We start from the raw sequence: 21,699 nt of genomic DNA on the forward strand, positions 1-21,699 counted from the left end.
ACCCCCGATGCGCGTGACCATGAACACCCTCTTCGACCAGATCCGGACGGATCTCGGCCGCCTCACGGACCGGATCGCGCGGACCAGCTCCACCATCACCTCCGGGAAGATCTACCGGCGGCCCTCGGACGCCCCGGTGGCCCTGACCCACGCCCTGGCCCTCCGGGGCGACATCGCCGACGGGGAGCAGTACTCGCGCAACATCTCCTACGGCCGGGGCTGGGCGGCGGCCACGGAGTCGGCCCTCTCCCAGGTGGAAGACCGGCTGCTGCGTGCCAAGTCCCTGGCCGTCCAGGGCGCCAACGACACCCAGGACGCCACCAGCCGGGCCGCCATCGCCGAGGAGGTCCAGACCCTCCTCGAGGAGGTGGTGGCCCTCGGCAACACCAAGATGGGAGACCGCTACATCTTCGGCGGGCAGAAGACCCGGGGATACGGGCCGGGGGAGGCCCCCTTCGTCCTCGACCGCGACGGCGCCGTCCGCTACCTGGGCGACCAGGGGGACGTGGCCGTGGACGTGGCCCCGGGGGTGGCCCAGAAGATCAACACCGACGGCAAGACCGCCCTGGCCGACAGCGGTGCCTTCGAGGCCCTGGACCTCCTCCACGACAGTCTCTTGGCCGACAGCAACGCCAACATCGAGATCGCCCTCGCTGACCTCGAAAAGAGCCTCGACTACCTGCGGTCCCAGGTGGCGGGCCTCGGCGCCCGGACCAACACCCTGGACAACCGGGCGGCCATGATCGACGAGCTCACCTTCACCGACACGGAGCGGCTCTCGGACATCGAGGACACCGACATCGTCAAGGCCGTGGCCGACCTCCAGGCCCTTCAGACCAGCTACCAGGCCGCCCTGGCCTCGGCCGCCAAGGTGACGGGGCTGAGCCTCGTCAACTACATCTGATAGAATGGGAGCGGCCCCGGTGTACGTTCCGTCGATCGACGCATCCATCGCAGCCCGGCGCCAGGGAGGGCACCATGCTGATCCTGACCAGGAAGGCGGGAGAGAAGATCACCATCGGAGATGACATCGAGATATCGGTGGTGGAGATCAAGGGCCGCCAGGTCCGGATCGGCGTCAAGGCCCCGCCCGAGCTGGCGGTGCACCGGGAGGAGGTCTTCCGGAGGATCCAGGAGGAGAACCTGAGGGCGGCGGCCGTCGGGCCCGAGCTCGGCGACCTGGAGGCCCTGCTCGCCGGGCGGCGGAATAGGAAATAGCCGTCTCGACGGCGGCCGGCCCCGGAAGGAACGCCATGGAAATCGCAACCACCCGTTTTGGACGCATCGAGATCAAGGAAGAGAAGATGATCCGCATGACCCAGGGGATCCTGGGCTTTCCGGACGAGCGGCGCTACGTCCTGCTGCCGCACCGGGAGGGGTCGTCCTTCTTCTGGCTCCAGAGCGTGGACCGGCCGGAGCTGGCCTTCGTGGTGATCAGCCCGTTCCTCTTTGCCCCCGACTACAGCTTCGATATCCCCGACGCGGTGGAACGGGAGCTCGAGATCGAGCGGCGGGAGCAGGTGGATGTCCTGGTGCTGGTGACCATCCCGGCGGGGAACCCTCGGGCCATGACGGCGAACCTCCTGGGGCCCCTGGTGATCAACGTGGAGCGGCGCCTGGGGCGGCAGCTGGTGCTCGATCCCAACCGCTATCCCCTCCAGCACCCCCTCATCCCGGACGCGGCCCCGTCACCCGGGGAACCGGCGGCCGCCGGCGAAGGGCACAAGGCCGCCGGCGCCGGCTAGAAGCGCGCAGTCCGGGTGTCTCCCGGCGGCCGGGGTCAGCCCCGGCCGTTGATCTTCTTCCGGAGGACGCCGGAGGGGCGGAAGGTCACCACCCGGCGGGGGGCGAGGATGAGGTCCTCGCCGGTCTGGGGGTTGCGGCCCCGGCGGGCCTTCTTGTCCTTGACCACGAACTTCCCGAAGCCGCTGATCAAGACGTCTTCACCGTTTTCGAGGGTGCTCTTGATGAGCTCGAGGGTCGCCTCCACGGCACGGACGGCCTCCGCCTTGCTGAGGAGGTTCTTCCCGTAGATGCGGTTGACCAGTTCGGCTTTTGTGAGGGTCATGTGGACGGTTGCCTGCCTTTCTCGGGGCGCAGCGATCAACTGAAAAGAACCTAAAGAAAAAGTTCCGTCAAGTCAAGAGGATAACGAGATGGGGCGCGCGGTCCCTACCGGCGCGTGTTTTGCGGGGCCTGGAGCCGGTCCAGGATGTCCCGGAGCTCCGCCAGGGGGACCTGGCCGGGGGCGGTCTCCCGGCCCGCCTCGAGGGTGGCGTAGGTGAAGGGGGCGCCCAGGGCGAGGCAGGCGAGGCGGGTTGTCCGCCCGAACGGCCCCATGGCGAAGGCGACGAGCGGCAGGTCCCGGGTCTCGGCCTCCGGGTAGAGGAAGAGGAGGCGCCGGGCCTCCTCCGGGGAGCGGGCGGTGGTGACCAGCTTGGCCACGTCGGCGCCGGCGGCGTGCTGCCGGGCCAGGATGTCGCGGAGGGTCTCCGGCGGGGGCGTGGCGGCGAAGTCGTGGTGCGAGACGATGAGGCGGGCGCCGCCGGACGTGGCGGCCTCGCGGAGCCGCCGGCGGAGTCCGGCCTCGGTCCGCAGCTCGATGTCCACGTAGGCGGCCCCGGACCGGGCCGCGGCGATGAGCGGGGCCACGCGGGCCTCTTCGGGGCCGCGGAATGCGCCGCCCTCGCCGGGGTGGCGGTTGGTGAAGACCAGGGGCAGGGGGGCGGCTCCGAGGAGGGTCTCCACGTCGGCCGGGCCGGGGGCCCCGAGGGCGTCCAGGCGGACCTCGACCAGGTCGGCGCCTCCGGCCGCCGCCCGGTCCGCGGCCTCCAGGAGGTCGCGGACGGACCGCTCCGCCAGGGCCACGCAGATCATCTACGCGAAATAGGGGTCCGAGACCGGGTCGATACCCGAGAGGTAGCGCGTGATGGCCTCGTCGTAGCGGCAGGTGGTGGCGAAGACCTTCCGCGCCAGTTCGAAGCGGGTCCGCAGCGTGGTGGCCCCGCCGTTGGCCCGCATCTCGTCGAGCACCTTGCCGTAGTCCGCCGGGTCCACCACTACGGTGACGAAGCGGAAGTTCTTGGCGGAGGACCGGAGCATGGTGGGGCCGCCGATGTCGATGTTCTCGATGGCGTCGGCCAGGGTGACGCCTTCCCGCGCCACGGTCTTTTCGAAGGCGTAGAGGTTCACCACGATGAGGTCCAGGGGCCGGATCCCGTGCTCGGCCATCTGGGCCGCGTGGACGGGGTTGTCGCGGAGGGCGAGGATGCCGCCGTGGACCTTCGGGTGCAGGGTCTTGACGCGGCCGTCCATCATCTCCGGGAACCCGGTGATCTCGGAGACGTCCCGGACCGGGACGCCGCCTTCCCGGATGGCCCGGGCGGTGCCGCCGGTGGAGATGATCTCCACGCCCATGCCGTGGAGATCGCGGGCCAGTTCCACCACGCCCGTCTTGTCCGTCACGCTGATGAGGGCCCTTTCGATCTTGGCCATGTCGTGCTCCTTGGTCCTTGGGGAACGGGAACGGACCCGCGCCGGGGCGCCGGGCCCCGGGGGGAATCACAAGGAAAGGGGGTGGTCGGGACGAGAGGATTTGAACCTCCGACCCCAGCGTCCCGAACGCTGTGCTCTACCAGACTGAGCCACGTCCCGACACGGAATTCTCTATATACGGAGGCCCCCTCCTTGTCAACCGAGGCCGCCGGGGGGCTTTCCAGGGGCGGCCGGCGGTGGCAACCTGGACGGTGAGGCGCAGATCACCGATCGCTGGAGGCACGGGACATGGACGAAGTACGCGTGGGCAATTACCGGTTCGGCGAGGTGGAGGTCGACGGGCGTCCCTTCCGGCGGGACCTCAAGATCGTCCGGGGACGGGTCCGCGAGGGCTGGTGGCGGGACCGGGGGCACGCCGTGGGGGAGGCGGACCTGGTCGACGTCATCGAGGCCCGGCCGGCGGTCCTGGTCCTCGGGACGGGCGCCTCGGGGCTCATGCGCCCGGACCCCAGCCTGGAAGAGGCCCTGGCGGCCCGGGAGATCCGCCTCGAGGCCCTGCCCTCTGCCAGGGCCGTGGAACGGTTCAACGAGCTCTGCCGCGAGATGGGGGCGGAGCGGGTGGCTCTCGCCATCCACCTCACCTGCTGAGGGCCTTCCATGCCAGGTACCCGGCCATGCCGCCCGTGAGGTTGTAGACCCGCTGGAAACCCGCCCTTCGAAGCCGAAGGGCGGCGAAGGGCGAGCGGTGTCCCGAGAAGCAGATCACCACCACGGGCCGGTCCTTGGGGTGGGCGGCGGCCGCCGCCGTGAGGCCGCGGCCGCCGGGAAGGTTCTCCGCCCCGGGGACGTGGCGCCAGGCGAACTCCCCCGGCGTCCGAACGTCTACGAGCCAGGCGCCCTCCAGGCGTTCCACTTGGCGGGGGGAGAGGGGACGGACGCCGGCCGCCCACCAGCCGAGGTCCCAGCCCACCGTGAGGGCCGCCACCAGGGCGACGGCGGCCGCGGTCGTCACGGCCGGCCCCCGGCGGCGTCTCCCAGGCGAAGGGTCTCGCCGGGACGGAGCACCGGCGTCGCCGCCTCGGCAAGTCCCAGCCGGCGGCAGGCCTGGCGGAAGCGGTCCGGGAGGGCCCCCGGCGGGTCGTCGCCCAGGGGAAAGGTCCCCCAGTGGATGGGGAGGATCCGCCCGGCGCGGAGGTCCAGGCCGGCCTGGACGGCCTCTTCCGGGCTCATGTGGACGGGCTGGAGGAACCAGCGGGGTTCGTAGGCGCCCGCCGGCAGGCAGGCGAGGTCCACGGGGCCGAACTTGCGGCCGATCTCGTGGAACCCATGGAAGTAGCCGGAATCTCCGGCGAAGAAGGCCCGGCACCCGGCGGCTTCCAGGAGCCAGCTGGCCCAGAGCGAGCGGTTGGTGTCGCGCAGGCGCCGCCGGGACCAGTGCTGGGCCGGCAGGCAGGTCAGACGGACGCCCTTGATGGTCACGGACTCGAACCAGTCGAGTTCCAGCAGGCGGCCGCGGCGGTGCCAGTGCCGGAGGAAGGGGCGGAACCCCAGGGGGGCCACGATGGTGTAGCGTCCCCGAAGCCGCCGCAGCGTTGGCAGGTCCAGGTGATCGCGGTGGGCATGACTCAGGAGGACCACGTCCATGGGCGGCAGGGCCTCCGGCGGGCAGGGCGGGGCCTGGAGCCGGGGCAGGACGGGAAAGATGTTCCCCAGGACGGGATCCGTTATGATGTCGGCGGCACCCATCCGGAACCACAGGGTGCTGTGGCCGAGGAAGGTGACCGCCGGAGGCGGGAGGGCGGCGGCCGCCTCCGGCGAAAGGGGCACCGCCGCCGGGGCCCCCGCCGGCCGCCGGGGCCGGTTTCCTTCCCATCGTTTCAGGATGTCGGCGGGTTGGAACCGCCGGCTCAGCCACGGGTTGCAGAACCCCCCGGGCGCGTGGTGGAGCCGGCGCAGCACCAGGGTCTCGAGGTCCAGGACCTCGGGCATCTCCACGGCCGCGGCGGCCCGATGGTGGCCCTGGGTCATCCGGAGAAGGGGTGTGACCCGGTCCAGGAGCCGGGGCGGGGGCTTCAGGCCGAAGGGCCGGTGTGACCTCCGGATCTTTCCGATGTGGTTTCTCATGGGGACGCAGGGCCGCCGGCGGGCCGCCCGATGTCATGATCATCGGCCTGCCCGACCGGCATCATTAAAGATAGGTCCCGGGTCATGAAACAGCAAGGACGTCCCTTCCCCCGTCACGCCGCCGCTCCGGGGGTCGTGGTGGCCGGGCCCCACAGCGGGTGCGGGAAGACCACGGTCACCCTCGCCCTGATGGCCGCCCTCCGGCGGCGCGGCCTCGAGGTGGCCCCTTTCAAGGTGGGGCCGGATTTCATCGATCCGGGTCTCCACGCGGCGGTGTGCGGCCGCCCGTCCCGGAACCTCGACGGCTGGATGTCCGCCCGGGACGAGGTCCTCGGCATCTTCGCCCGGGGCATGGAGCGGGCCGACGTGGCCGTGGTGGAAGGGGTCATGGGGCTCTTCGACGGGGCCCGGGCCGACGGCGAGGCCGGCTCCACCGCAGAGATCGCCAAGTGGCTCGGCCTCCCGGTGCTCCTGGTGGTGGACGCCGCCCGTGCGGCGCGGAGCGTGGCGGCCCTGGTCCGGGGCTTCCGTGACTTCGACCCGGAGCTCCGCCTGGCCGGGGTCCTCCTGAACCGGGTCGGCGGGTCCCGGCATGCCGGGATCCTCCTCGAGGCGCTGGCCCCCCTGGATCTTCCGTGGGTGGGGTGGCTTCCCCGGCGCGAGGAGCTCCGGATGCCCTCCCGGCACCTCGGCCTGGTGACCGCGGCGGAGCTGGACCTCGGCCCCGGGGTGCAGGCCGCCCTGGCCGGCTGGATGGAGGGCGGCGGCCGGATGGAGGAGCTCTTGCGGGTCCTCGGGTGCCCGGAAGGGCGCGGCGGGGCCGCCCGCCGCCAAGGCCCGCCGGGCGCCCCAGCCCGCCCCGGCGGGGAACCGCGGCCGGTGGTGGCCGTGGCCATGGACCGGGCCTTCTGCTTCTACTACCGGGCCAACCTGGACCTTCTCGAGGCGGCCGGGGCGGAACTCGCCTTCTTCTCCCCCCTCCGGGACACGGACCTCCCGGCGGGGACGTCGGGGCTCTACCTCGGGGGCGGCTACCCCGAGCTCCACGGCCCGGCGCTGGCCGAAAACCGTCCGCTCCTCGGGGCGGTCCGCCGGGCCGTCGAGGCGGGGATGCCCGTCTACGCCGAGTGCGGAGGGCTCCTCTACCTCTGCCGGGGCCTCCTGGACCCGGCCGCCCCCGGCGGGCTCGTCCCCTGGGTGGGGGCTCTGCCCTACGCCGTGGAGATGACTCCGCGGCGGCGGGCCCTGGGGTACCGGGAGGTGGAACTCGCCGTGGACTGCCTGCTCGGCCCCGCCGGGACCCGGCTCCGGGGCCACGAGTTCCACTACTCCCGCCTGGTGCCCGCCGGGGGGGAAGGGACGCCGCCGGCCGCGCGGCGGCCCTTCCGGGTGTGGGACGCGGCGGGGCGCTTGGTGGAGACGGCGCACTTTCACGTGGAGCGGACGGTGGCCAGCTACGTCCACCTGCACCTGGCGGGGTGCCCCGGGGCGGCGGCGAGCTGGGTCGCGGCCTGCCGGGCCTACGCGGCCGAAACGGTGGGCTGAACGGATCGGGGCGTCCAGGCCTTCCACAGCCGGGGCAGCCAGTCGGCCACCTCCCGGGCGAGGTAGCCGTGGGGGCCCGCCTGCCGGGCCAGCAGGTCGGCGGCCCGGCCGTGGGCGTAGACCCCGAGCCGGGCGGCGTCCCAGGGGGCGTAGCCCTGGGCGAGCAGCCCGCCGAGGATCCCGGTGAGGATGTCCCCCATGCCCCCGGCGCCCATGCCCGGGTTGCCGCTGCCGTTGACGGCGGCGCGCCCGCCCGGCTCGGTGATCACCGTGGCCGCGCCCTTGAGGACCACCACGGCGCCGGTGGCGCGGGCCAGTTCCCGGGCCGCCCCGAGCCGGTCCGACTGGATCTCGGCGGTGGAAAGGCCCGTCAGGCGGGCCATCTCCCCGGGATGAGGGGTGAGGAGGCGGGGGGCGGGGGCGGCGGCGAGGATGCGCGGGGCCTCGGTGCCGAGGGCGGTCAGGGCGTCGGCGTCGAGGACCGCCGGGCAGGGCGCCTCGGCCGCCAGGCGCCGCACCAGCTCTTGCACCTCCTCGTCGAGGCCGAGGCCCGGTCCCACGGCCAGGGCCCGCTTGCCCTCGAGGAGCGCCCGGATGCCGTTCCAGGCGGCCGCGGCCAGGGTCCCATCCGCCGTCTCGGCCAGGCCCGCCGTCATGGCCTCGGTGAGCTTCGCGGCGAGCACCGGCTGGCACCCGGCCGGGGTCCCCACGGTGACGAGGCCGGGGCCGGAGCGGAGGGCACCGATGGCCGCCAGCGCCGCGGCCCCTGTCTTGCCGGGGGCGCCGGCCAGGACCAGGAGGTGCCCGAAGGTGCCCTTGTGGCCGTCGGGCGGCCGGGGCCGGACCAGCTCCCGGGCTGCGGCCTCGTCGAGCAGTTCCTGGGCGGGCGGGTGGCGGCGGAGGGCGGCCGGCGGCAACCCGATGTCCACCACCCGGAGCTCGCCGGCCAGCTCCCGCCCCGGCCAGACCACGAGCCCGAGTTTCGGTAGCGCCATGGTGGCCGTCATCCGGGCGGCCACGGCGATTCCGAGCGGCCGGCCGGTGTCGGCGGAGAGCCCCGAGGGGACGTCCACCGAGACCACCGGGCGGCCGGCGTCGTTCATCGTGCGGATGATCTCCGCGAAGCGGCCCGTGACTTCCCGCGCCAGCCCCGTCCCGAAGACGGCGTCCACCAGGAGGCCGGCCGACCGGCAGCGGCCGGCCAGGCCGGGGACGTCCGCTTCCGTGGGGCAGAACTCGAGGGGGATCCCGCTCCGGCGGACGATCTCGAGGTTGACGCCCGCCTCGTTTCGGAACTTCTCCGCCGGGGCCAGGGCGGCCACCCGGACGGGAACCCCCGCCTGGTGGAGGTGGCGGGCGATCACGAAACCGTCGCCCCCGTTGTTGCCGGGCCCCGAGAGCACCAGGACGCCGCCGGCGGCCTCGGAGGGGAAGGCCTCCAGGACGAGTCCGGCCACGCCGCGGCCGGCGTTCTCCATGAGTACCACGCCGGGGATGCCGAATTCCTCCATGGCGGCCCGGTCGAGCGCTTGCATCTCGGCGGCGGCGGCGAGTAACATGTCGTTCTCCTGTGATCTTCGGGGGGAAGATGCGCTTTCGTCCATGTATTGATCTCCACGGCGGCCGTGTCAAGCAGATCGTCGGTTCCACCCTCCGGGACGACGACCCCGCGGGGCTGCGGGAGAACTTCGTCTCCGACCGGCCGCCGTCCTACTACGCGGCGCTCTTCCGCCGTGACGGCCTCACCGGCGGCCACGTCATCATGCTGGGGCCGGGGAACGAGGCCGCCGCCCGGGATGCCCTTGCGGCCTGGCCCGGCGGCCTCCAGGTGGGCGGCGGCATCACCGCCGCCAACGCCGCCGGCTGGCTGGAGGCCGGGGCGGCGGCGGTGATCGTGACCTCCTTCGTCTTCCAGGACGGGCGGATCCGGGCAGACCGCCTCGAGGCCTTGGTCTCGGCCGTGGGCCGGGAGCGCCTGGTGCTGGACCTGAGCTGCCGCCGGCGGGGGAACGACTACATCATCGTCACCGACCGCTGGCAGCGTTTTACCGAGGTGGCCATCTCCCCCGACAGCCTCGGTTACCTGGCGGGGTTCTGCGCCGAGTTCCTCGTGCACGCCGCCGACGTGGAGGGAAAATGCCGGGGCGTGGACCTGGAGCTCGTCCGCCGCCTGGCGGACTTCAGCCCCATCCCCGCCACCTACGCCGGCGGGGCCTCCTCCCTGGAGGACCTCCACCGGGTGAAGGAGGCCGGCCGGGGGCGGGTCGATCTCACCATCGGCAGCGCCCTCGACATCTACGGCGGCAGCGGGGTGCGCTACGCCGACGCCGTGGCCTTCAACCGGCGGGAGGCGGCGGGCGGCTGAGGCGGCGCCTCACCGGGCGTGCCACCAGAGGTCCCAGGCGATGGCCGCCAGGGAGAAGGCCGAGATGACGAAGTAGTTCCAGCGTTCCTTCGAGGCCATGAGGCTCGCCACCAGGTATCGGAGGGCCTCGTAGTCTTCCGGGCACAGGCGGGCTTCGTCCTGGAGCTTGGCCGGGAGGTCGAGGGAGAGGATGACCCGCCGCCGGCGCTGGGTGATGTAGGAGCGGAAGAGGAAGAAGAGCATGTTGCCGCAGACCCCGATGTACCAAAAGAGGCGGATGAGGTCGGGGTCGTAGGCCTTGGCGACGAGGATGAGCCGGAGGGAGATGGCGCCGGTGAGGCCCACGCCGAAGGCCGCCCACGTGACCCAGGCGGGGAAGCGGACCGGGACGCGGCCGCCGGGCGTGGGGTGGGGGCACGTGATGCGCGGCTCCGGCTCCATGGCGGGAGGATACCCGCGGCGGTCCCCCGGGGCAAGACGGCCGCCGGGGGCCCGCGTTGACGCCCGGGGGCCGGGCCGGTAAGCTCATCTGCGTGGCGGCCGTGACCCAAAAAGTCCCCGAAATCCTGGTGGAAATCTGGGAGCAGATCCCGCAGGCGGGGGCCATCCACGACGGCGAGACCTGTCTCTATGCCAACGAGGCCTTCGCCCGGCTCTTCGGGTTCGCCCGGGCGGAGGACGTGGTGGGACGCCCCATGGGCGACTTCTTCTCGCCCTGGCCGGCGGGCTACCGCCGGCTCGGCCTGCGCGAGCACATGGGGCGGCGCCGGGACGGGAGCCGGATCGAGGTGGAGATGACCTGCCTGCCCTGCGAGGTGGGTGGCGGTCTCCTCTTCCAGAGCCTCCTTCGGGACGTCACGGCCCGCCGGTCGTGGGAGGGGCGCCTCCTCCAGGCCGAGCGCCTGACCGCCATGGGAAAGCTGGCCGGGGAGATCGCCCACGAGATCAACAACCCCCTGGGGGGCATCCTCCTCTACGGGAAGCTCATCCGGGAGGACCTGCCGCCGGAGAGCCCCGCCCGCGGCAACCTCGACAAGATCCTGAAGCTGGCCACCCGGTGCCGGATCATCGCCAAGGGGCTCTTGAACTTCGGCCGTTCCGACGCCGGGCCCTACGCCCCGGTGGACGTCAACCACGTGGTCCGGGACATGCTGGGACTCGTCCGGGACCACAAGATCTTCCAGCGGATTCGCGTGGCGCAACGCCTGGACCCGGAGGTCCCCCACATCATGGGCGACCGGGGGCAGGTGGAGCAGGTGGTCCTGAACCTCATCATCAACGCGGCGGAGGCCATGGACGGGGGGGGCGTGCTTCGGCTCGAGACGGCCCCGGCACGCGACCCGGACGGTGTCCGGTTCGTTGTGGAGGACGACGGTCCCGGCATCCCGGAGGACCTCCTTCCGAAGATCTTCGAGCCGTTCTTCACCACCAAGCGGCTCGGGAAGGGAACCGGGCTCGGGCTTTCCATCACCCACGGGATCGTCCAGCGCCACGGCGGCCGGATCGAGGTCCGCAACCGTCCGGAGGGGGGCGCCCGGTTCGACGTCTTCCTGCCGCTTCGCGGCGGGGGGGCCTAGGAGGGGCCATGGACGCCCGCATCCTCATCGTGGACGACGACGCCGCCATCCGCGACGGCTCGGCCCAGGTGCTCGGCCGGGCGGGGCACGAGATCTCCGAGGCCGCCACCGGGCGGGAGGCCCTGGATCTCCTCGGGCGCTACGCCTTCGACCTCATCCTCCTCGACCTCAAGATGCCCGATATCAACGGCCTGGACCTCCTCCGCCGGATCCGGGAGCAGGACCCGGCGGTCCCCGTGGTCATGATCACCGCCTACGGCACCATGGAGAACGCCGTGGAGGCCATGCGGCTCGGAGCCAACGACTTCCTCTCGAAGCCCTTCGAGCCCGAAGAGCTCCGCCTGGTGGTGGACCGGACCCTGCAGGCCCGGCGCCTGGCGCTGGAGAACCTCTACCTCAAGGAGGAACTCCGGCGCCAGGAGGGTGCCCCCGAGATCGTGGGCCGGAGCCCCGCGCTCCGGCGCCTCCTCGAGCAGGCGGAGCGCGTGGCGGCCACGGACAGCACCGTCCTCGTCACCGGAGAGTCCGGGACGGGAAAGGGGCTGCTCGCCCGCTACATCCACGAGGCGAGCCCCCGGCGCGACCGCCCCCTGGTGGCCGTGGACTGTTCCACCCTGGTCTCGTCCCTCTTCGAGAGCGAGCTCTTCGGCCACGTCAAGGGCGCCTTCACCGGCGCCTCCGCCAACAAGATGGGCAAGTTCGAGCTGGCCAACGGCGGGACGCTCTTCCTGGACGAGATCGCCAACATCGACCTCGACCTCCAGGCCAAGCTCCTCAAGGCCGTGGAGGAGAAGGTCATCTCCCGGGTGGGAAGCCACCGGCTCACCAAGGTGGACGTCCGGATCATCGCGGCCACCAACCAGGATCTCCGGCGGGCCGTGGCCGCGGGCGCCTTCCGGGAGGACCTCTACTTCCGGCTCAACGTGGTGGCGCTCGAGACGCCGCCGCTCCGAGAACGGCGCGAGGACATCCCGCTCCTCGTGCGGCACTTCCTCGAGCGCTACGGGCGCAAGTACCAGCGGCCCGGGCTCCGGCTGGCCGGGGACGCCATGCGGTGGATCGAGGCCTACCACTGGCCGGGCAACGTCCGGGAGTTGGAGAACGCCGTGGAGCGGCTCGTGATCTTCGCCCGGGGGGGGACCATCGGCGCGGACGACCTCCAGGCGGCCGGACTCCTGGAGGCGGCCGGCGAGACGGCGGGGCCGGAGGCGGCCTCTCCCGTCCCGGGGGAGGCGGGACGGCCCCTCCCCCTCGACGAGGTGGAGCGCCGCCACGTCTTGTCGGTCCTCCGCCGGGCCGAGGGGAACCGGTCCGAGGCGGCGCGGCTCCTGGGCATCGACCGAAAGACCCTGCGCCAGAAGCTCCGCCGCTGGGGCCTGGAGGATGCCGGCTAGCGGAGCCGGCCCGAAAAGTTCCAGTCCCAGCCCCGTTCCAGCCGGTCGAGGTCGCGCCGGGATCGGAGGCGTCCCGGCCCGCGCCGCCGGGGCGGGCGGTGGGTGAAGTCCAGGACCCAGGCCGAGAGGGCGAGCCGGCGCAGCTCCTTCTCCTTGTCCAGCAGGGAGAAGGGGCGGGCCGGGAGGAGGTGGCCCGCCGCCGCGTCGGCCGTCCAGTGGAGGCGTTCCCCCTTCGGGCTCACCACCGGCGTCCCCGGCCGGAAGGCCGGGTGCCGCATCCGGGTGGTGAAGAGGGGGAGATAGCCGTAGACCGTGAGCCCGGCCGGGAGCGGCGGCCCCGCCGCCAGGAGCGCCTCGAGGTTGTCCCGGTCCGACTCCACCGACAGCTGCACGGAGGCGAGGCCGAGTTCCCCGGCGGCCCGAACGGCGAGCGAGTTCAGGATGTTGAGCCCGGCGCCGCCGTGGATCTCGACCCGGCGGCTCCCGGCTTCGCCGGCGGCCTCCCGGATCAAGGCGGGGTGGGAGAGGTTCGCCGCCACGAACCCGGCAAACCCGGCGGCGAGGATCCGCCGGAGCGCCGAGCGGTGGAAGGCGAGCCGTTCCTCGTGGAGCACCGGCGGCAGGGCCCACAGGAGCCGGCCGGTCCGGGCCGGGAACGGCGGATGCCGGAGGAAGGCCGCCAGGGTCCGGCGGTTGATCTCCACCACGAGGCGGTCCGGGCGGAGCCCCTGGATCTCGCGCCATGCGGCCGGGTCCCGGACGGCGGCCCACAGCTCGGGCCGGGCCGGGCCGCGGGGACGCCCCGCGGCGCCGGCCGCCGCCGACCGGTAGTCGGCCAGGGCCGTTTCGGCCCGTTCCCGGGCCGCCTTCCGGCGCCGGCCGCGTCCCCGCCGGTCGCGCGGGGCGGGGAGGGGGCGGTGGCCGGCCAGGAGGGCGGAGGCCCCCTCGTCCACCTTGAAGACCCGGTCCCCGGGGCCGAAAGGACCGGCGGGCGGGGTTTTGCGGCCTTCGGCCGCTGCCAGGCCCTCGATCCATACCGTCCCGGCCTTCCCGGCGGCGACGGCCCGGCAGACGAAGGCGGCCTGGTGCTCGCCCCGCCGGGCCACGACCCGGAGCCGGTCCCCGGGCCGCGGCGCCCGGCGCGTTGCGACGAGGAGCCGGCCGCCCGCCACCCGCCGGACCTCCCCGAGGAAGCGGCCGGTGTTGGCGGTCCGCTCCGGCGCGAGGGCGGTCTCGGGGTGGGGGGAACGGAGGTAGGCGGGGGTCCCGGGGCGCCCCAGGGCGTCCTCCAGGAGCCGCCGGGCCTCCGCCCGGGCGGCCGCGTCCCCGGGCGGCGCGTCCAGGGCCAGGCGGTAGGCCCGCACCACGGAGGCCACGTAGTGGGCCGGGCGGAGCCGCCCCTCGATCTTGAGGGAACGGACGCCCGCGGCCCGGATCTCGTCCAGGGCATCCAGGGCGCAGAGGTCCTTCATGGAGAAGAAGGTCCCGGTCTTCTCCCCCCACCGGTACCGGCGCCGGCAGGGCTGGACGCACCGGCCCCGGGTGCTGGAACGGCCGCCGAAGGCGCTGCTGAAGCGGCAGAGGCCGGAGTAGCTGAAGCAGAGGGCCCCGTGCACGAAGACCTCGGTCTCCACCGGGGCCGCCCGGGCGGCGGCCCGGATCTCGTCGAGGGTCATCTCCCGGGCGAGGACCACCCGGGCGAACCCCATGGCATGGGCCTGGCGGACGCCGGGCCCGTTGTGGACGGCCATCAGGGTGCTGGCGTGGAGTCGGAGGCCGGGGAAGTGGCGCCGGGCGAGATGCCAGGCCCCGAGGTCCTGGAGGATGACGGCGTCGACGCCCGCCGCCTCGAGGGCCGCCAGGGACCGGATCAATTCCGGCACCTCGTCTTCGCGGACGAGGGCGTTGAGCGCCACGAAGAGCCGGCGGCCGAGGCCGTGGGCGGTGTCCGCCAGCCGCTCCACCTGGGCCGGCGTGAAGTTGGCGGCCAGCGCCCGGGCGTTCAGGGTCTTGAGCCCCACGTAGACCGCGTCGGCGCCCTCGGCCAGGGCGGCGTGGAAGGCCTCGAGGGTGCCCGCCGGCGCCAGGAGTTCCGGACGAGACGCTACGGAGGCGTGCGGGCGGGACGCGGGTCTTTCCGGGGTGGGCGCGGCCATCGCCCCGAATGTACCACGGCCGCCCCCAGCCAGGGAGGCGGGCGGGTGCGGAGGGGCGGGGAACCGTTTATCATGGCGGCGGAGCGGCGGGCGAGCGGCCGGGGAGGGGGCGGCCTTGTCCCCGGCCCGCCGAGATCATCTGCAAGGGGCGAGGTGTCATGACGAGCCGGGAATCGGGCCACGACGGCGGGGCGCGGCGGGTGCCGGGGATACCGCCCCCGGGGGCGGTGGTGCATCTCGTCGGGATCTGCGGCACGGGGATGGCCGCCCTCGCCGGGCTCTTCAAGGCCCGGGGCTACGTGGTCCGGGGCTCCGACGCCAACGTCTACCCGCCCATGAGCGACCTCCTCCGGGAACTCGGGATCCCCGTGGCCCAGGGCTACGACCCGGGCAACCTCGAGCCGGCACCGGACCTCGTGGTCATCGGCAACGTGGTGCGGCGCGACAACCCCGAAGCCCGGGCCGTCATCGAGGCCGGCCTCCCCTACCTCTCCCTGCCCGAGGCCGTGGCCCGGCTCTGCCTGGAGGACCGGGCCTCCCTGGTGGTCGCCGGCACCCACGGGAAGACCACCACGGCGAGTCTCCTCGTGGGTGCCCTGGCCGGGGCGGGCTACGACCCCGGTTTCCTGATCGGCGGGGTGGTCCGGTCCCACGGGCGGGGTTTCCACCCGGGCGCCCCGCCGTGGTTCGTCCTGGAAGGCGACGAGTACGACACCGCCTTCTTCGACAAGGGGCCGAAGTTCTTGCACTATCGGCCGCAGGCGGTGATCCTCACCAGCCTGGAGTTCGACCATGCCGACATCTACCCGGACCTGGCGGCCGTCAAGGCGGCCTTCCGGGGCCTGGTGGCGCTCCTGCCGCCGGACGGGCTCCTGGTGGCCTGCAGCGACTGGCCCGACGTCCTCGAGGTGGCCGCCGGGGCCGCCGCCCCAGTGGTCACCTACGGGACCGGGCCCGGGGCCGACTGGCGGCTCGAGTCGGTGGAGGTCGGCCCCGACGGCACCGCCTTCCAGGCCGTGGCGCCCGGCGGGCGGCGGCGGGCCTTCACCCTGGCCCTCCCCGGGGCCCACAACGCCCTGAACGCCCTGGCCGTGGCCGCGCTCTGCGACGGGCTCGGGGTCGAACCGGAGGGCGCGGCCCGGGGGCTGGCGGCCTGCCGGGGGGTGCGCCGCCGCCAGGAGGTCCGGGGGGAGGCCGGCGGCGTCACCGTCATCGACGACTTCGCCCACCACCCCACCGCCGTCCGCGTCACCCTCGAGGCCCTCCGTGCGGCCTACCCGGGGCGGCGGCTCCTCGTGGCCTTCGAACCCCGGACCAACACCAGCCGGCGCAAGGTCTTCCAGGAGGCCTACGCCCGGGCCTTCGACGCGGCGGACCGGGTCTGGGTCCGGGAGGTGCCCGACCCGGAGAAGGTCCCGGCGGCGGAACGCTTCTCCTCGCGGCGCCTGGTGGCGGATCTCGAGACCCGCGGCGTGGCCGCCGGGTGGTTCCCGGACGCCGGCGCCATCGCCGACGACCTCGTCGCCGCCTGTCGCCCCGGCGACGTGGTGGCCGTCCTCTCCAACGGCGCCTTCGAGGGCCTCCACGAGCGGCTCCTCCGGCGCCTCGCCGGCGGGGCCGAATGAGGGTCTTCGAGGAGACGGCCCGGAGCTCGGAGTGCGCCGCCCGCGCCGGCCGCCTCCACACGGTCCACGGCGAGGTCCCCACCCCGGCCTTCATGCCCGTGGGCACGCAGGCGACCGTCAAGTCGTTGACGCCGGAGGACCTCCACGGCCTCGGGGCCCGGATCCTCCTCGGCAACACCTACCACCTCTACCTGCGGCCCGGTCACGAGCGGATCCGCCGCCTGGGAGGGCTCCACCGGTTCATGGGCTGGGACGGGCCCATTCTCACCGACAGCGGCGGGTTCCAGGTCTACAGCCTGGCCGCCCTCGCGCGCATCGAGGAGGAGGGGGCGGTCTTCCGCTCCCACGTCGACGGGTCGCTGCACCGGCTGACGCCGGAGCTGGCCGTGGAGGTCCAGGAGGCCCTGGGCAGCGACGTCATGATGTGCCTCGACACCTGCATCCCGTATCCCGCCGGGGAGGCGGAGGTGGCCCGTGCCTCCGGGCTCACCACCCGGTGGGCGGCCCGGTGCCTCGCCGCGCGCCGCCGCCCGGAGCTCAGGCTCTTCGGCATCGTGCAGGGCGGCATGGACCCCGTGTGGCGGCGGCGGAGCGCGGAGGAACTGGCCGCCCTGGGCTTCGACGGCTACGCCCTGGGGGGGCTCAGCGTCGGCGAGCCCAAGGCGCTCATGCTCGAGATGGTGGAGACCGCACGGCCCTGCCTCCCGGCGGACCGCCCCGTCTACGCTATGGGCGTGGGGACCCCGGAAGACCTCGTGGAGTGCGTGGCCCGGGGGGTGGACCTCTTCGACTGCGTGCTGCCCACCCGGAACGCCCGAAACGGCCAGCTCTTTACTTCGTTCGGCCGCATTGTTATAAAGAACGCGCGTTACAAGGAGGATCCGGGCCCCGTGGACCCGGCCTGTACCTGCTACACCTGCCGGCATTTTTCCCGGGCCTATCTCCGGCACCTCTTCGTCGCGCGGGAACTCTTGGCCTATCGCCTCAACACCATCCACAACCTGCACTACTTCCTGGAGCTGATGCGGCGGATGCGTGAGGCCATCGAGCGGGACGCCTTCGAGGCCTTCCGGAGGGACTTCTACCAGAGGAGGGAGGGAACACCATGACCGCACTGGGCATCGCATTCGCCATGGGGGGGCAGCCGGCCGGGGGCGCCGCGGGCGCGCCGAACCCGCTGGTCTCCCTGATGCCGTTCATCCTCATCTTCGTCATCTTCTACTTTCTCCTGATCCGCCCCCAGCAGAAGAAGGCCCAGGAACACCGCAAGTTCCTGGACGAGCTGGAGCGGGGCCGCGAGGTGGTCACCGCCGGCGGGCTCATCGGCCGGGTGACGGGGCTCACCGACCAGGTGGTGACCCTCGAGGTGGCCGACGGCGTCCGGGTGAAGGTGGCGCGGGGCCACATCGCCGGCCCGGCGCCCGGGCGTGCCGCGCCGGAGAAGGAATAGCGGCGCCGGAGTGGGCCGGCATCGACGGCGGGGGCCTCCCCCGCCGTTTTTCGTGGCGGCGGCAGGGCGCGGCGCTTTGGTGCACGCATTTTGCATGTTGTCGGGACGGACGATGCCCTTGCCGGGATTGCCGGCCTTGGTCTAAAAGAGACTTAATGAACCGGCCATGCGAACCGATGAGAATGATTGAGTACGGCACCAGCACGTGATGTGCGTGCCCATGTAGCGGGGAGGCCATTCATGACGAGAAAATCCTTCGGCATCTTGACGGGCGTCTGGCTGTGCCTGGCCCTGGCCGCCTGCGGGCAGTCGGTCAGCGAGAGTGTCACGCACATCCGGACGGGGAACGACCTGACCGTGGAGCCCACGCACCACGTGGTGCTGCTCCCGCTGGCCGACTATGCGGAAGGGATCACCCTGGACGACTCCATGCGGCGCCAGGTCAAGGTCCACGATGCCATCGCCCACCGGCTGGCCCGCCACGGCATCCTCTCGCCCGTGCCCGAGGACGTGGTGCAGTACCTCGTGGATCTCGGCGTCATCCGGGTCCTCGAGTCCGCCACCCATGCCTCGGCCAACCGGGTGATCGCCCGGGAGCTCAACAAGGGCTGGTCTCCCGAGATGAAGGAAGAGATCCGCAAGCAGATCGCCCTGAACGCCGCCGGCAACGAGTCGGGCCGCCTGGAGATGGCCAAGGTGGGTCTCGACCGCGAGACCATCCAGGACATCGGCCAGCGATTCGGGGCCGACTACGTCCTCCGCGGCCGCATCGTCGAGTACGAGGTGCGCGAGGGGCACTCCTTCGATCCGCTCAAGCGGGGGCTCCTGCCCTTCACCTTCGACCTCAGTTCCACCACCCTCTTCGGCGTGGCCGAGTCCGAGGACTACGATCTCTGGCAGCAGATGGCGGTGGGTGCCATCGCCGGGGCGGTGGCGGGGGGCGCCTCCTCGGTGGAGACGCCCTACGCGGACGTCCCCGGGGCCGGCAACAACGACCACCACGGCAAGAACGCCGCCTTTTGGGGCGGCACCGGCGCCTCCGTGGCGTATTTGGCCGCCAAGGGCGGCAAGATCCCCAAGGGGGTCGTGCAGCTGAGCCTCGCGCTCCAGGACGTCCGGACCGGCCGCGTGGTCTGGGCGAACCGGGTGGAGAAGCAGGTCATCCCGCGCTCCGCCTGGGCCGATCCCGCCGACCGGGCCCAGGTCGACCGGGCCGTGGAGGAGGCGGCCGCCACGCTGGCGGACGACCTGGCCGCCGCCCTGGCCAAGACTCCCAAGATGGCCATGAAGCCGGCCGCCATGGAGACGCTTCCCACCATGCCCATGGTGGAGCCCGAGGAGGTGCCCGAGGTGGCCCCGCCGCCGGAGCCCGCGGTGGAGTCCTGGAAGGGCGTGGAGATGACGGACGAGTAGGACTCCCCTTTCCGTAACGACGGGAACCGAGAGGGGCCCCCGGCCGCATGCCGGGGGCCCCTTCTCGTGGACCGGGGTCTTCCGCCCCCGCGGCGTCCTCAGCCCTCGGCCGGCGGATCCTCCGTCGGGGCCTCCGCGGCGGCCGCCCGCGCCGGCCGTTCGAGGGCGGCCAGGATGACCCGTGGCATCTCCTCCAGCGGGACCACGCGTTCCACCCCCCCCGCCTTCAGGGCCTCCCGCGGCATGCCGTAGATGACGGAACTCGCCTCGTCCTGGGCCAGGGTGGCGGCGCCGGCCCGGCGCATCTCCAGCAGCCCCTTGGCCCCGTCGCCGCCCATGCCGGTGAGGATGACACCCACGGCGTTGGGGCCCGCGGCCCGGGCCACCGACTTAAACAGCACGTCCACCGAGGGCCGCTGGTGGTTGACCAGGGGCCCGTCCTTCACCGTGGTGAGGTAGCGGTCGCCGCTGCGGATGAGGACGAGATGCCGGTTGCCCGGCGCGATGCGCGCCATGCCCGGCAGCAGCGCCTCGCCGTCCCGCGCCTCCCGGACTTCCATGGGGGACAGCTCGTCGAGCCGTTCGGCGAAGGAGGCGGTGAACCCGGGCGGCATGTGCTGGACCACGAGGATGCCCGGGACGTCCGGGGGGAGGCGGGAGAGGATGGACGTGAGGGCCTCCGTGCCCCCGGTACTGGCCCCCATGGCGATGACCTTGCGAGATGTGTGGGTGAGGGGGGAGGGGGCGGAGGCCGTCCCGCCCACCGGGCCGGAGCGCGGCCGCCGCGCGACGTCCACGAGGTGCGCGGCCCGGATCTTCTCCGCCAGCTGCCGGCTCATGTCGCCCACCGAGAAGGAGCCGTCCGGCTTGGCCATGACCTCCACGGCCCCCTTGCCCAGGGCTTCGAGTGCCAGGCGGCTGCCCGAGGGGGTGAGCGAGCTCACGATGATGACGGGCAGCGGCCAGTGGGCCATGAGCTTTCCGAGGAAGGTGATGCCGTCCATCCGCGGCATCTCGATGTCGAGGGTCACCACGTCGGGCCGGAGTTCGACGATCTTGTTCCGGGCCACGTAGGGATCCGGTGCCGTGCCCACCACCTCGATGTCGGGTTCCTTGGAGAGCTCCTCCCGGAAGACCTTCCGCACCACGGCGGAGTCGTCCACTATGAGCACGCGGATCTTTTTCACGGGCGCTCCGGCGCGGCGGGGCTTCCCGCCGGCGTCTCAGGGATGGACGCCGAGCATGTCCTCCGTCCGCCTGAGCTCGTCCCAGAGCTCGGCGAGGAGGAGGTCCATCTCCCCGGCCTCCAGGCCGCATATCTCCAGGAGCTCCGAGCCTCCCTCGTAGGTGAGCCCGTCGACGCCCGCCCCGATGCCCATGACCACGGACAGGAGGTCGCTCAGGGCCACCACCGCCCCGAGGTGGTTTTCCCGGCAGGCCTCGGGCTGGTGGTGGATCCGGACGCCTTCCACGATCTCGGCGGGAAAGTTCCATCGCGAGAGGATCTCGGCGCCGATCCGGGCGTGGTCCGCCCCGAGCACCTCGGCTTCGGCCACGTAGAAGGGGACGCCCCGTTCCTTCACCAGGGCGGTGATCCGCTCGAAGTCGTCCCTGACGTAGGTGTGGAGCACGATCTTGCCGATGTCGTGGAGGAGGGCGGTGGTGAAGAGGTGGGGAGGGAAGGCCTCCCGGCAGCGGCGGGCGATGAGCTTCGAGGCCGTGGCGGTGGTGACGGAGTGCCACCAGAGCTCCCGGCTCTTCAGGTCGTAGCCCGGGACGGATTCCGACAGGAGCCGTTCCCCGCAGTTGGCCATGATGATGTCCACCAGCTGGCGCTGGCCCAGGAGGGAGATGGCCGTGGAGAGGGACTCCACCTTCCGGGGCAGGCCGAAGGCGGCGGAGTTGCAGACCCGGAGGATGTTGGTGGTGATGCCCTGGTCGTACTTCACGATCTCGACCATGTCCTGCACGGTGGCCTTGGGATCGTCCATGAGGAGCATCACCCGGTGGGCGATCTCCGGGAAGGGCGGCAGCCGGTCGACGGCGGCGTAGATCTCGTCGATCTTCTTCGGGTTCATAGCTCGATCTCCTTGCCGCCGGAGATCTTGACGACCAGGCGGCCGGTCCCGACGTGGAGGTAGACGGTGCGGTTGAAGCGTCCGCCCACGTGTTCGGCGGCGATGGTGATGCCGTTCTGGCGAAAGATCTTCTCCAGGACGAGGTAGTTGCGGCTCCCGATGGCGAAGAAGTCCTCGGTGTCCATGATGTTGCCGCCCCCGGCCACCTTGACCACGATGTTCTCCTTCTTGGCCCCCATGGCGTAGGCCTTTCGGAAGAGGAGGGGGATGCCCGTGTCGGCGAACATGCAGGGGTTTTCCTGGGCCCGTTCCCAGTTGAGCTTGGAGGAGGGCAGCATGTAGTGGAGGAGGCCGCCCACCCGGGCCACCGGGTCGTGGATGGCCACTGCGATGCAGGAGCCGAGGGAATAGGTCACCAGCGTGGCCCCCGGGTCCTGGCTCAGCCGCATGTCGGCGATGTCCACGACGATCCGCATG

The 21,699-nt window shown here is 72.6% G+C and carries 22 protein-coding genes, 1 tRNA gene and 1 pseudogene; 12 read left to right on the forward strand and 12 right to left on the reverse strand.

Annotation, left to right across the window (positions count from 1 at the left end; all coding sequences use genetic code 11):
- The first annotated feature begins 7 nt into the window (after positions 1-7).
- From flgL to fliW, 3 genes are all read left to right on the forward strand, one after another.
- On the forward strand, positions 8-904 hold the full coding sequence (gene flgL / locus HCU62_RS02285; protein WP_163298413.1) for a flagellar hook-associated protein FlgL: 897 nt from the start codon (positions 8-10) through the stop codon (positions 902-904).
- Between the two features lie 74 nt (positions 905-978).
- Complete coding sequence (gene csrA, locus HCU62_RS02290; protein ID WP_163298414.1) at positions 979-1,218, forward strand: carbon storage regulator CsrA; 240 nt, start codon at positions 979-981, stop codon at positions 1,216-1,218.
- 35 nt (positions 1,219-1,253) lie between these two features.
- Positions 1,254-1,745, forward strand: coding sequence for a flagellar assembly protein FliW (gene fliW / locus HCU62_RS02295; RefSeq protein ID WP_163298415.1), 492 nt, complete (start codon positions 1,254-1,256; stop codon positions 1,743-1,745).
- 35 nt (positions 1,746-1,780) lie between these two features.
- Here the strand turns inward: fliW and HCU62_RS02300 are convergent, their stop codons facing one another.
- The 4 genes and pseudogenes from HCU62_RS02300 to HCU62_RS02315 all read right to left on the reverse strand — a co-directional run bounded on the left by HCU62_RS02300 (position 1,781) and on the right by HCU62_RS02315 (position 3,654).
- On the reverse strand, positions 1,781-2,068 hold the full coding sequence (locus tag HCU62_RS02300) for an integration host factor subunit alpha (RefSeq protein ID WP_163298416.1): 288 nt from the start codon (positions 2,066-2,068) through the stop codon (positions 1,781-1,783).
- A gap of 104 nt (positions 2,069-2,172) precedes the next feature.
- Positions 2,173-2,877: a type I 3-dehydroquinate dehydratase gene (aroD, locus tag HCU62_RS02305; protein WP_163298417.1), complete on the reverse strand. Its 705-nt coding sequence runs from the start codon at positions 2,875-2,877 to the stop codon at positions 2,173-2,175.
- A 39-nt stretch (positions 2,878-2,916) separates the two neighbouring features.
- Positions 2,917-3,495 (reverse strand): annotated as a pseudogene (locus HCU62_RS02310) (IMP cyclohydrolase); the annotation flags it as partial.
- An 82-nt stretch (positions 3,496-3,577) separates the two neighbouring features.
- Positions 3,578-3,654, reverse strand: a tRNA-Pro gene (locus HCU62_RS02315).
- A 129-nt stretch (positions 3,655-3,783) separates the two neighbouring features.
- Between HCU62_RS02315 and HCU62_RS02320 the strand changes: the two genes are divergently transcribed.
- Positions 3,784-4,143 carry an MTH938/NDUFAF3 family protein gene (locus tag HCU62_RS02320; RefSeq protein WP_169755389.1) on the forward strand — a complete coding sequence of 120 codons (360 nt, stop codon included), beginning with the start codon at positions 3,784-3,786 and terminating at the stop codon, positions 4,141-4,143.
- Here the strand turns inward: HCU62_RS02320 and HCU62_RS02325 are convergent.
- Entirely contained in the window at positions 4,133-4,507 is a 375-nt protein-coding gene (locus HCU62_RS02325; RefSeq protein WP_169755390.1) for a rhodanese-like domain-containing protein, read from the reverse strand. The genes HCU62_RS02320 and HCU62_RS02325 overlap by 11 nt on opposite strands.
- Entirely contained in the window at positions 4,504-5,619 is a 1,116-nt protein-coding gene (locus HCU62_RS02330) for an MBL fold metallo-hydrolase (protein WP_169755391.1), read from the reverse strand. Before HCU62_RS02330 ends, HCU62_RS02325 begins: the two co-directional genes overlap by 4 nt.
- Positions 5,620-5,703: 84 nt before the next feature.
- On the opposite strand from HCU62_RS02330, the gene HCU62_RS02335 reads away from it, so the two are divergent.
- Complete coding sequence (locus tag HCU62_RS02335; protein ID WP_163298422.1) at positions 5,704-7,164, forward strand: cobyrinic acid a,c-diamide synthase CobB; 1,461 nt, start codon at positions 5,704-5,706, stop codon at positions 7,162-7,164.
- Here HCU62_RS02335 and HCU62_RS02340 read toward each other — a convergent pair.
- A complete protein-coding gene (locus tag HCU62_RS02340; protein ID WP_169755392.1) occupies positions 7,140-8,723 on the reverse strand; it encodes an NAD(P)H-hydrate dehydratase in 1,584 nt (527 codons plus the stop codon). The genes HCU62_RS02335 and HCU62_RS02340 overlap by 25 nt on opposite strands.
- A gap of 29 nt (positions 8,724-8,752) precedes the next feature.
- On the opposite strand from HCU62_RS02340, the gene hisA reads away from it, so the two are divergent.
- Positions 8,753-9,529: a phosphoribosylformimino-5-aminoimidazole carboxamide ribotide isomerase gene (gene hisA / locus HCU62_RS02345; RefSeq protein WP_163299413.1), complete on the forward strand. Its 777-nt coding sequence runs from the start codon at positions 8,753-8,755 to the stop codon at positions 9,527-9,529.
- Positions 9,530-9,538: 9 nt separating this feature from the next.
- On the opposite strand, the gene HCU62_RS02350 is transcribed toward hisA, so the two are convergent.
- On the reverse strand, positions 9,539-9,970 hold the full coding sequence (locus tag HCU62_RS02350) for a hypothetical protein (RefSeq protein WP_163299412.1): 432 nt from the start codon (positions 9,968-9,970) through the stop codon (positions 9,539-9,541).
- Positions 9,971-10,098: 128 nt separating this feature from the next.
- On the opposite strand from HCU62_RS02350, the gene HCU62_RS02355 reads away from it, so the two are divergent.
- Entirely contained in the window at positions 10,099-11,106 is a 1,008-nt protein-coding gene (locus HCU62_RS02355) for a two-component system sensor histidine kinase NtrB (protein ID WP_163299411.1), read from the forward strand.
- A gap of 8 nt (positions 11,107-11,114) precedes the next feature.
- The gene (locus HCU62_RS02360) at positions 11,115-12,500 is read left to right on the forward strand and encodes a sigma-54-dependent transcriptional regulator (RefSeq protein WP_163299410.1); all 1,386 of its coding nucleotides are present in this window, start codon (positions 11,115-11,117) and stop codon (positions 12,498-12,500) included.
- Here the strand turns inward: HCU62_RS02360 and HCU62_RS02365 are convergent.
- The gene (locus HCU62_RS02365; RefSeq protein WP_169755393.1) at positions 12,497-14,656 is read right to left on the reverse strand and encodes a peptidase U32 family protein; all 2,160 of its coding nucleotides are present in this window, start codon (positions 14,654-14,656) and stop codon (positions 12,497-12,499) included. The genes HCU62_RS02360 and HCU62_RS02365 overlap by 4 nt on opposite strands.
- Before the next feature lie 158 nt (positions 14,657-14,814).
- Here HCU62_RS02365 and mpl point away from each other — a divergent pair, with 158 nt between their 5' ends.
- The 4 genes from mpl (at position 14,815) to HCU62_RS02385 (ending at position 19,144) form a co-directional block, all read left to right on the forward strand.
- Positions 14,815-16,281, forward strand: a complete 1,467-nt coding sequence (mpl, locus tag HCU62_RS02370) for a UDP-N-acetylmuramate:L-alanyl-gamma-D-glutamyl-meso-diaminopimelate ligase (RefSeq protein ID WP_163299292.1) — start codon at positions 14,815-14,817, stop codon at positions 16,279-16,281.
- Positions 16,278-17,390 (forward strand): tRNA guanosine(34) transglycosylase Tgt, encoded by a 1,113-nt coding sequence (tgt, locus tag HCU62_RS02375; protein ID WP_163299291.1) that lies wholly within the window; start codon positions 16,278-16,280, stop codon positions 17,388-17,390. Before mpl ends, tgt begins: the two co-directional genes overlap by 4 nt.
- Positions 17,387-17,731, forward strand: coding sequence for a preprotein translocase subunit YajC (gene yajC, locus HCU62_RS02380; protein ID WP_163299290.1), 345 nt, complete (start codon positions 17,387-17,389; stop codon positions 17,729-17,731). Before tgt ends, yajC begins: the two co-directional genes overlap by 4 nt.
- A 240-nt stretch (positions 17,732-17,971) precedes the next feature.
- Complete coding sequence (locus HCU62_RS02385) at positions 17,972-19,144, forward strand: hypothetical protein (RefSeq protein ID WP_163299289.1); 1,173 nt, start codon at positions 17,972-17,974, stop codon at positions 19,142-19,144.
- A 98-nt stretch (positions 19,145-19,242) separates the two neighbouring features.
- On the opposite strand, the gene HCU62_RS02390 is transcribed toward HCU62_RS02385, so the two are convergent.
- Genes HCU62_RS02390 through HCU62_RS02400 form a run of 3 tightly spaced genes read right to left on the reverse strand, consistent with a single transcriptional unit; the run spans position 19,243 to position 21,698 of the window.
- The gene (locus tag HCU62_RS02390; RefSeq protein ID WP_163299288.1) at positions 19,243-20,331 is read right to left on the reverse strand and encodes a protein-glutamate methylesterase/protein-glutamine glutaminase; all 1,089 of its coding nucleotides are present in this window, start codon (positions 20,329-20,331) and stop codon (positions 19,243-19,245) included.
- 36 nt (positions 20,332-20,367) lie between these two features.
- The gene (locus tag HCU62_RS02395; protein WP_163299287.1) at positions 20,368-21,222 is read right to left on the reverse strand and encodes an HDOD domain-containing protein; all 855 of its coding nucleotides are present in this window, start codon (positions 21,220-21,222) and stop codon (positions 20,368-20,370) included.
- Positions 21,219-21,698, reverse strand: coding sequence for a chemotaxis protein CheD (locus tag HCU62_RS02400; protein ID WP_163299286.1), 480 nt, complete (start codon positions 21,696-21,698; stop codon positions 21,219-21,221). Before HCU62_RS02400 ends, HCU62_RS02395 begins: the two co-directional genes overlap by 4 nt.
- Position 21,699 lies beyond the last annotated feature (1 nt).

Origin of the sequence: Dissulfurirhabdus thermomarina (assembly GCF_012979235.1) — a bacterium.
In the GTDB taxonomy this organism is placed as follows: Bacteria; Desulfobacterota; Dissulfuribacteria; order Dissulfuribacterales; family Dissulfurirhabdaceae; genus Dissulfurirhabdus; species Dissulfurirhabdus thermomarina.

Bases quoted from the DNA above. Each gene is read 5' to 3' on its own strand.
- flgL (WP_163298413.1), top strand. From the start codon at position 8: ATGCGCGTGACCATGAACACCCTCTTCGACCAGATCCGGACGGATCTC.
- csrA (WP_163298414.1), top strand. From the start codon at position 979: ATGCTGATCCTGACCAGGAAGGCGGGAGAGAAGATCACCATCGGAGAT.
- aroD (WP_163298417.1), bottom strand. From the start codon at position 2,877: ATGATCTGCGTGGCCCTGGCGGAGCGGTCCGTCCGCGACCTCCTGGAG.
- HCU62_RS02360 (WP_163299410.1), top strand. From the start codon at position 11,115: ATGGACGCCCGCATCCTCATCGTGGACGACGACGCCGCCATCCGCGAC.
- tgt (WP_163299291.1), top strand. From the start codon at position 16,278: ATGAGGGTCTTCGAGGAGACGGCCCGGAGCTCGGAGTGCGCCGCCCGC.
- hisA (WP_163299413.1), top strand. From the start codon at position 8,753: ATGCGCTTTCGTCCATGTATTGATCTCCACGGCGGCCGTGTCAAGCAG.
- HCU62_RS02365 (WP_169755393.1), bottom strand. From the start codon at position 14,656: ATGGCCGCGCCCACCCCGGAAAGACCCGCGTCCCGCCCGCACGCCTCC.
- HCU62_RS02350 (WP_163299412.1), bottom strand. From the start codon at position 9,970: ATGGAGCCGGAGCCGCGCATCACGTGCCCCCACCCCACGCCCGGCGGC.
- HCU62_RS02300 (WP_163298416.1), bottom strand. From the start codon at position 2,068: ATGACCCTCACAAAAGCCGAACTGGTCAACCGCATCTACGGGAAGAAC.
- HCU62_RS02395 (WP_163299287.1), bottom strand. From the start codon at position 21,222: ATGAACCCGAAGAAGATCGACGAGATCTACGCCGCCGTCGACCGGCTG.
- mpl (WP_163299292.1), top strand. From the start codon at position 14,815: ATGACGAGCCGGGAATCGGGCCACGACGGCGGGGCGCGGCGGGTGCCG.
- yajC (WP_163299290.1), top strand. From the start codon at position 17,387: ATGACCGCACTGGGCATCGCATTCGCCATGGGGGGGCAGCCGGCCGGG.
- HCU62_RS02335 (WP_163298422.1), top strand. From the start codon at position 5,704: ATGAAACAGCAAGGACGTCCCTTCCCCCGTCACGCCGCCGCTCCGGGG.
- HCU62_RS02340 (WP_169755392.1), bottom strand. From the start codon at position 8,723: ATGTTACTCGCCGCCGCCGCCGAGATGCAAGCGCTCGACCGGGCCGCC.
- HCU62_RS02400 (WP_163299286.1), bottom strand. From the start codon at position 21,698: ATGCGGATCGTCGTGGACATCGCCGACATGCGGCTGAGCCAGGACCCG.
- fliW (WP_163298415.1), top strand. From the start codon at position 1,254: ATGGAAATCGCAACCACCCGTTTTGGACGCATCGAGATCAAGGAAGAG.
- HCU62_RS02330 (WP_169755391.1), bottom strand. From the start codon at position 5,619: ATGAGAAACCACATCGGAAAGATCCGGAGGTCACACCGGCCCTTCGGC.
- HCU62_RS02385 (WP_163299289.1), top strand. From the start codon at position 17,972: ATGACGAGAAAATCCTTCGGCATCTTGACGGGCGTCTGGCTGTGCCTG.
- HCU62_RS02320 (WP_169755389.1), top strand. From the start codon at position 3,784: ATGGACGAAGTACGCGTGGGCAATTACCGGTTCGGCGAGGTGGAGGTC.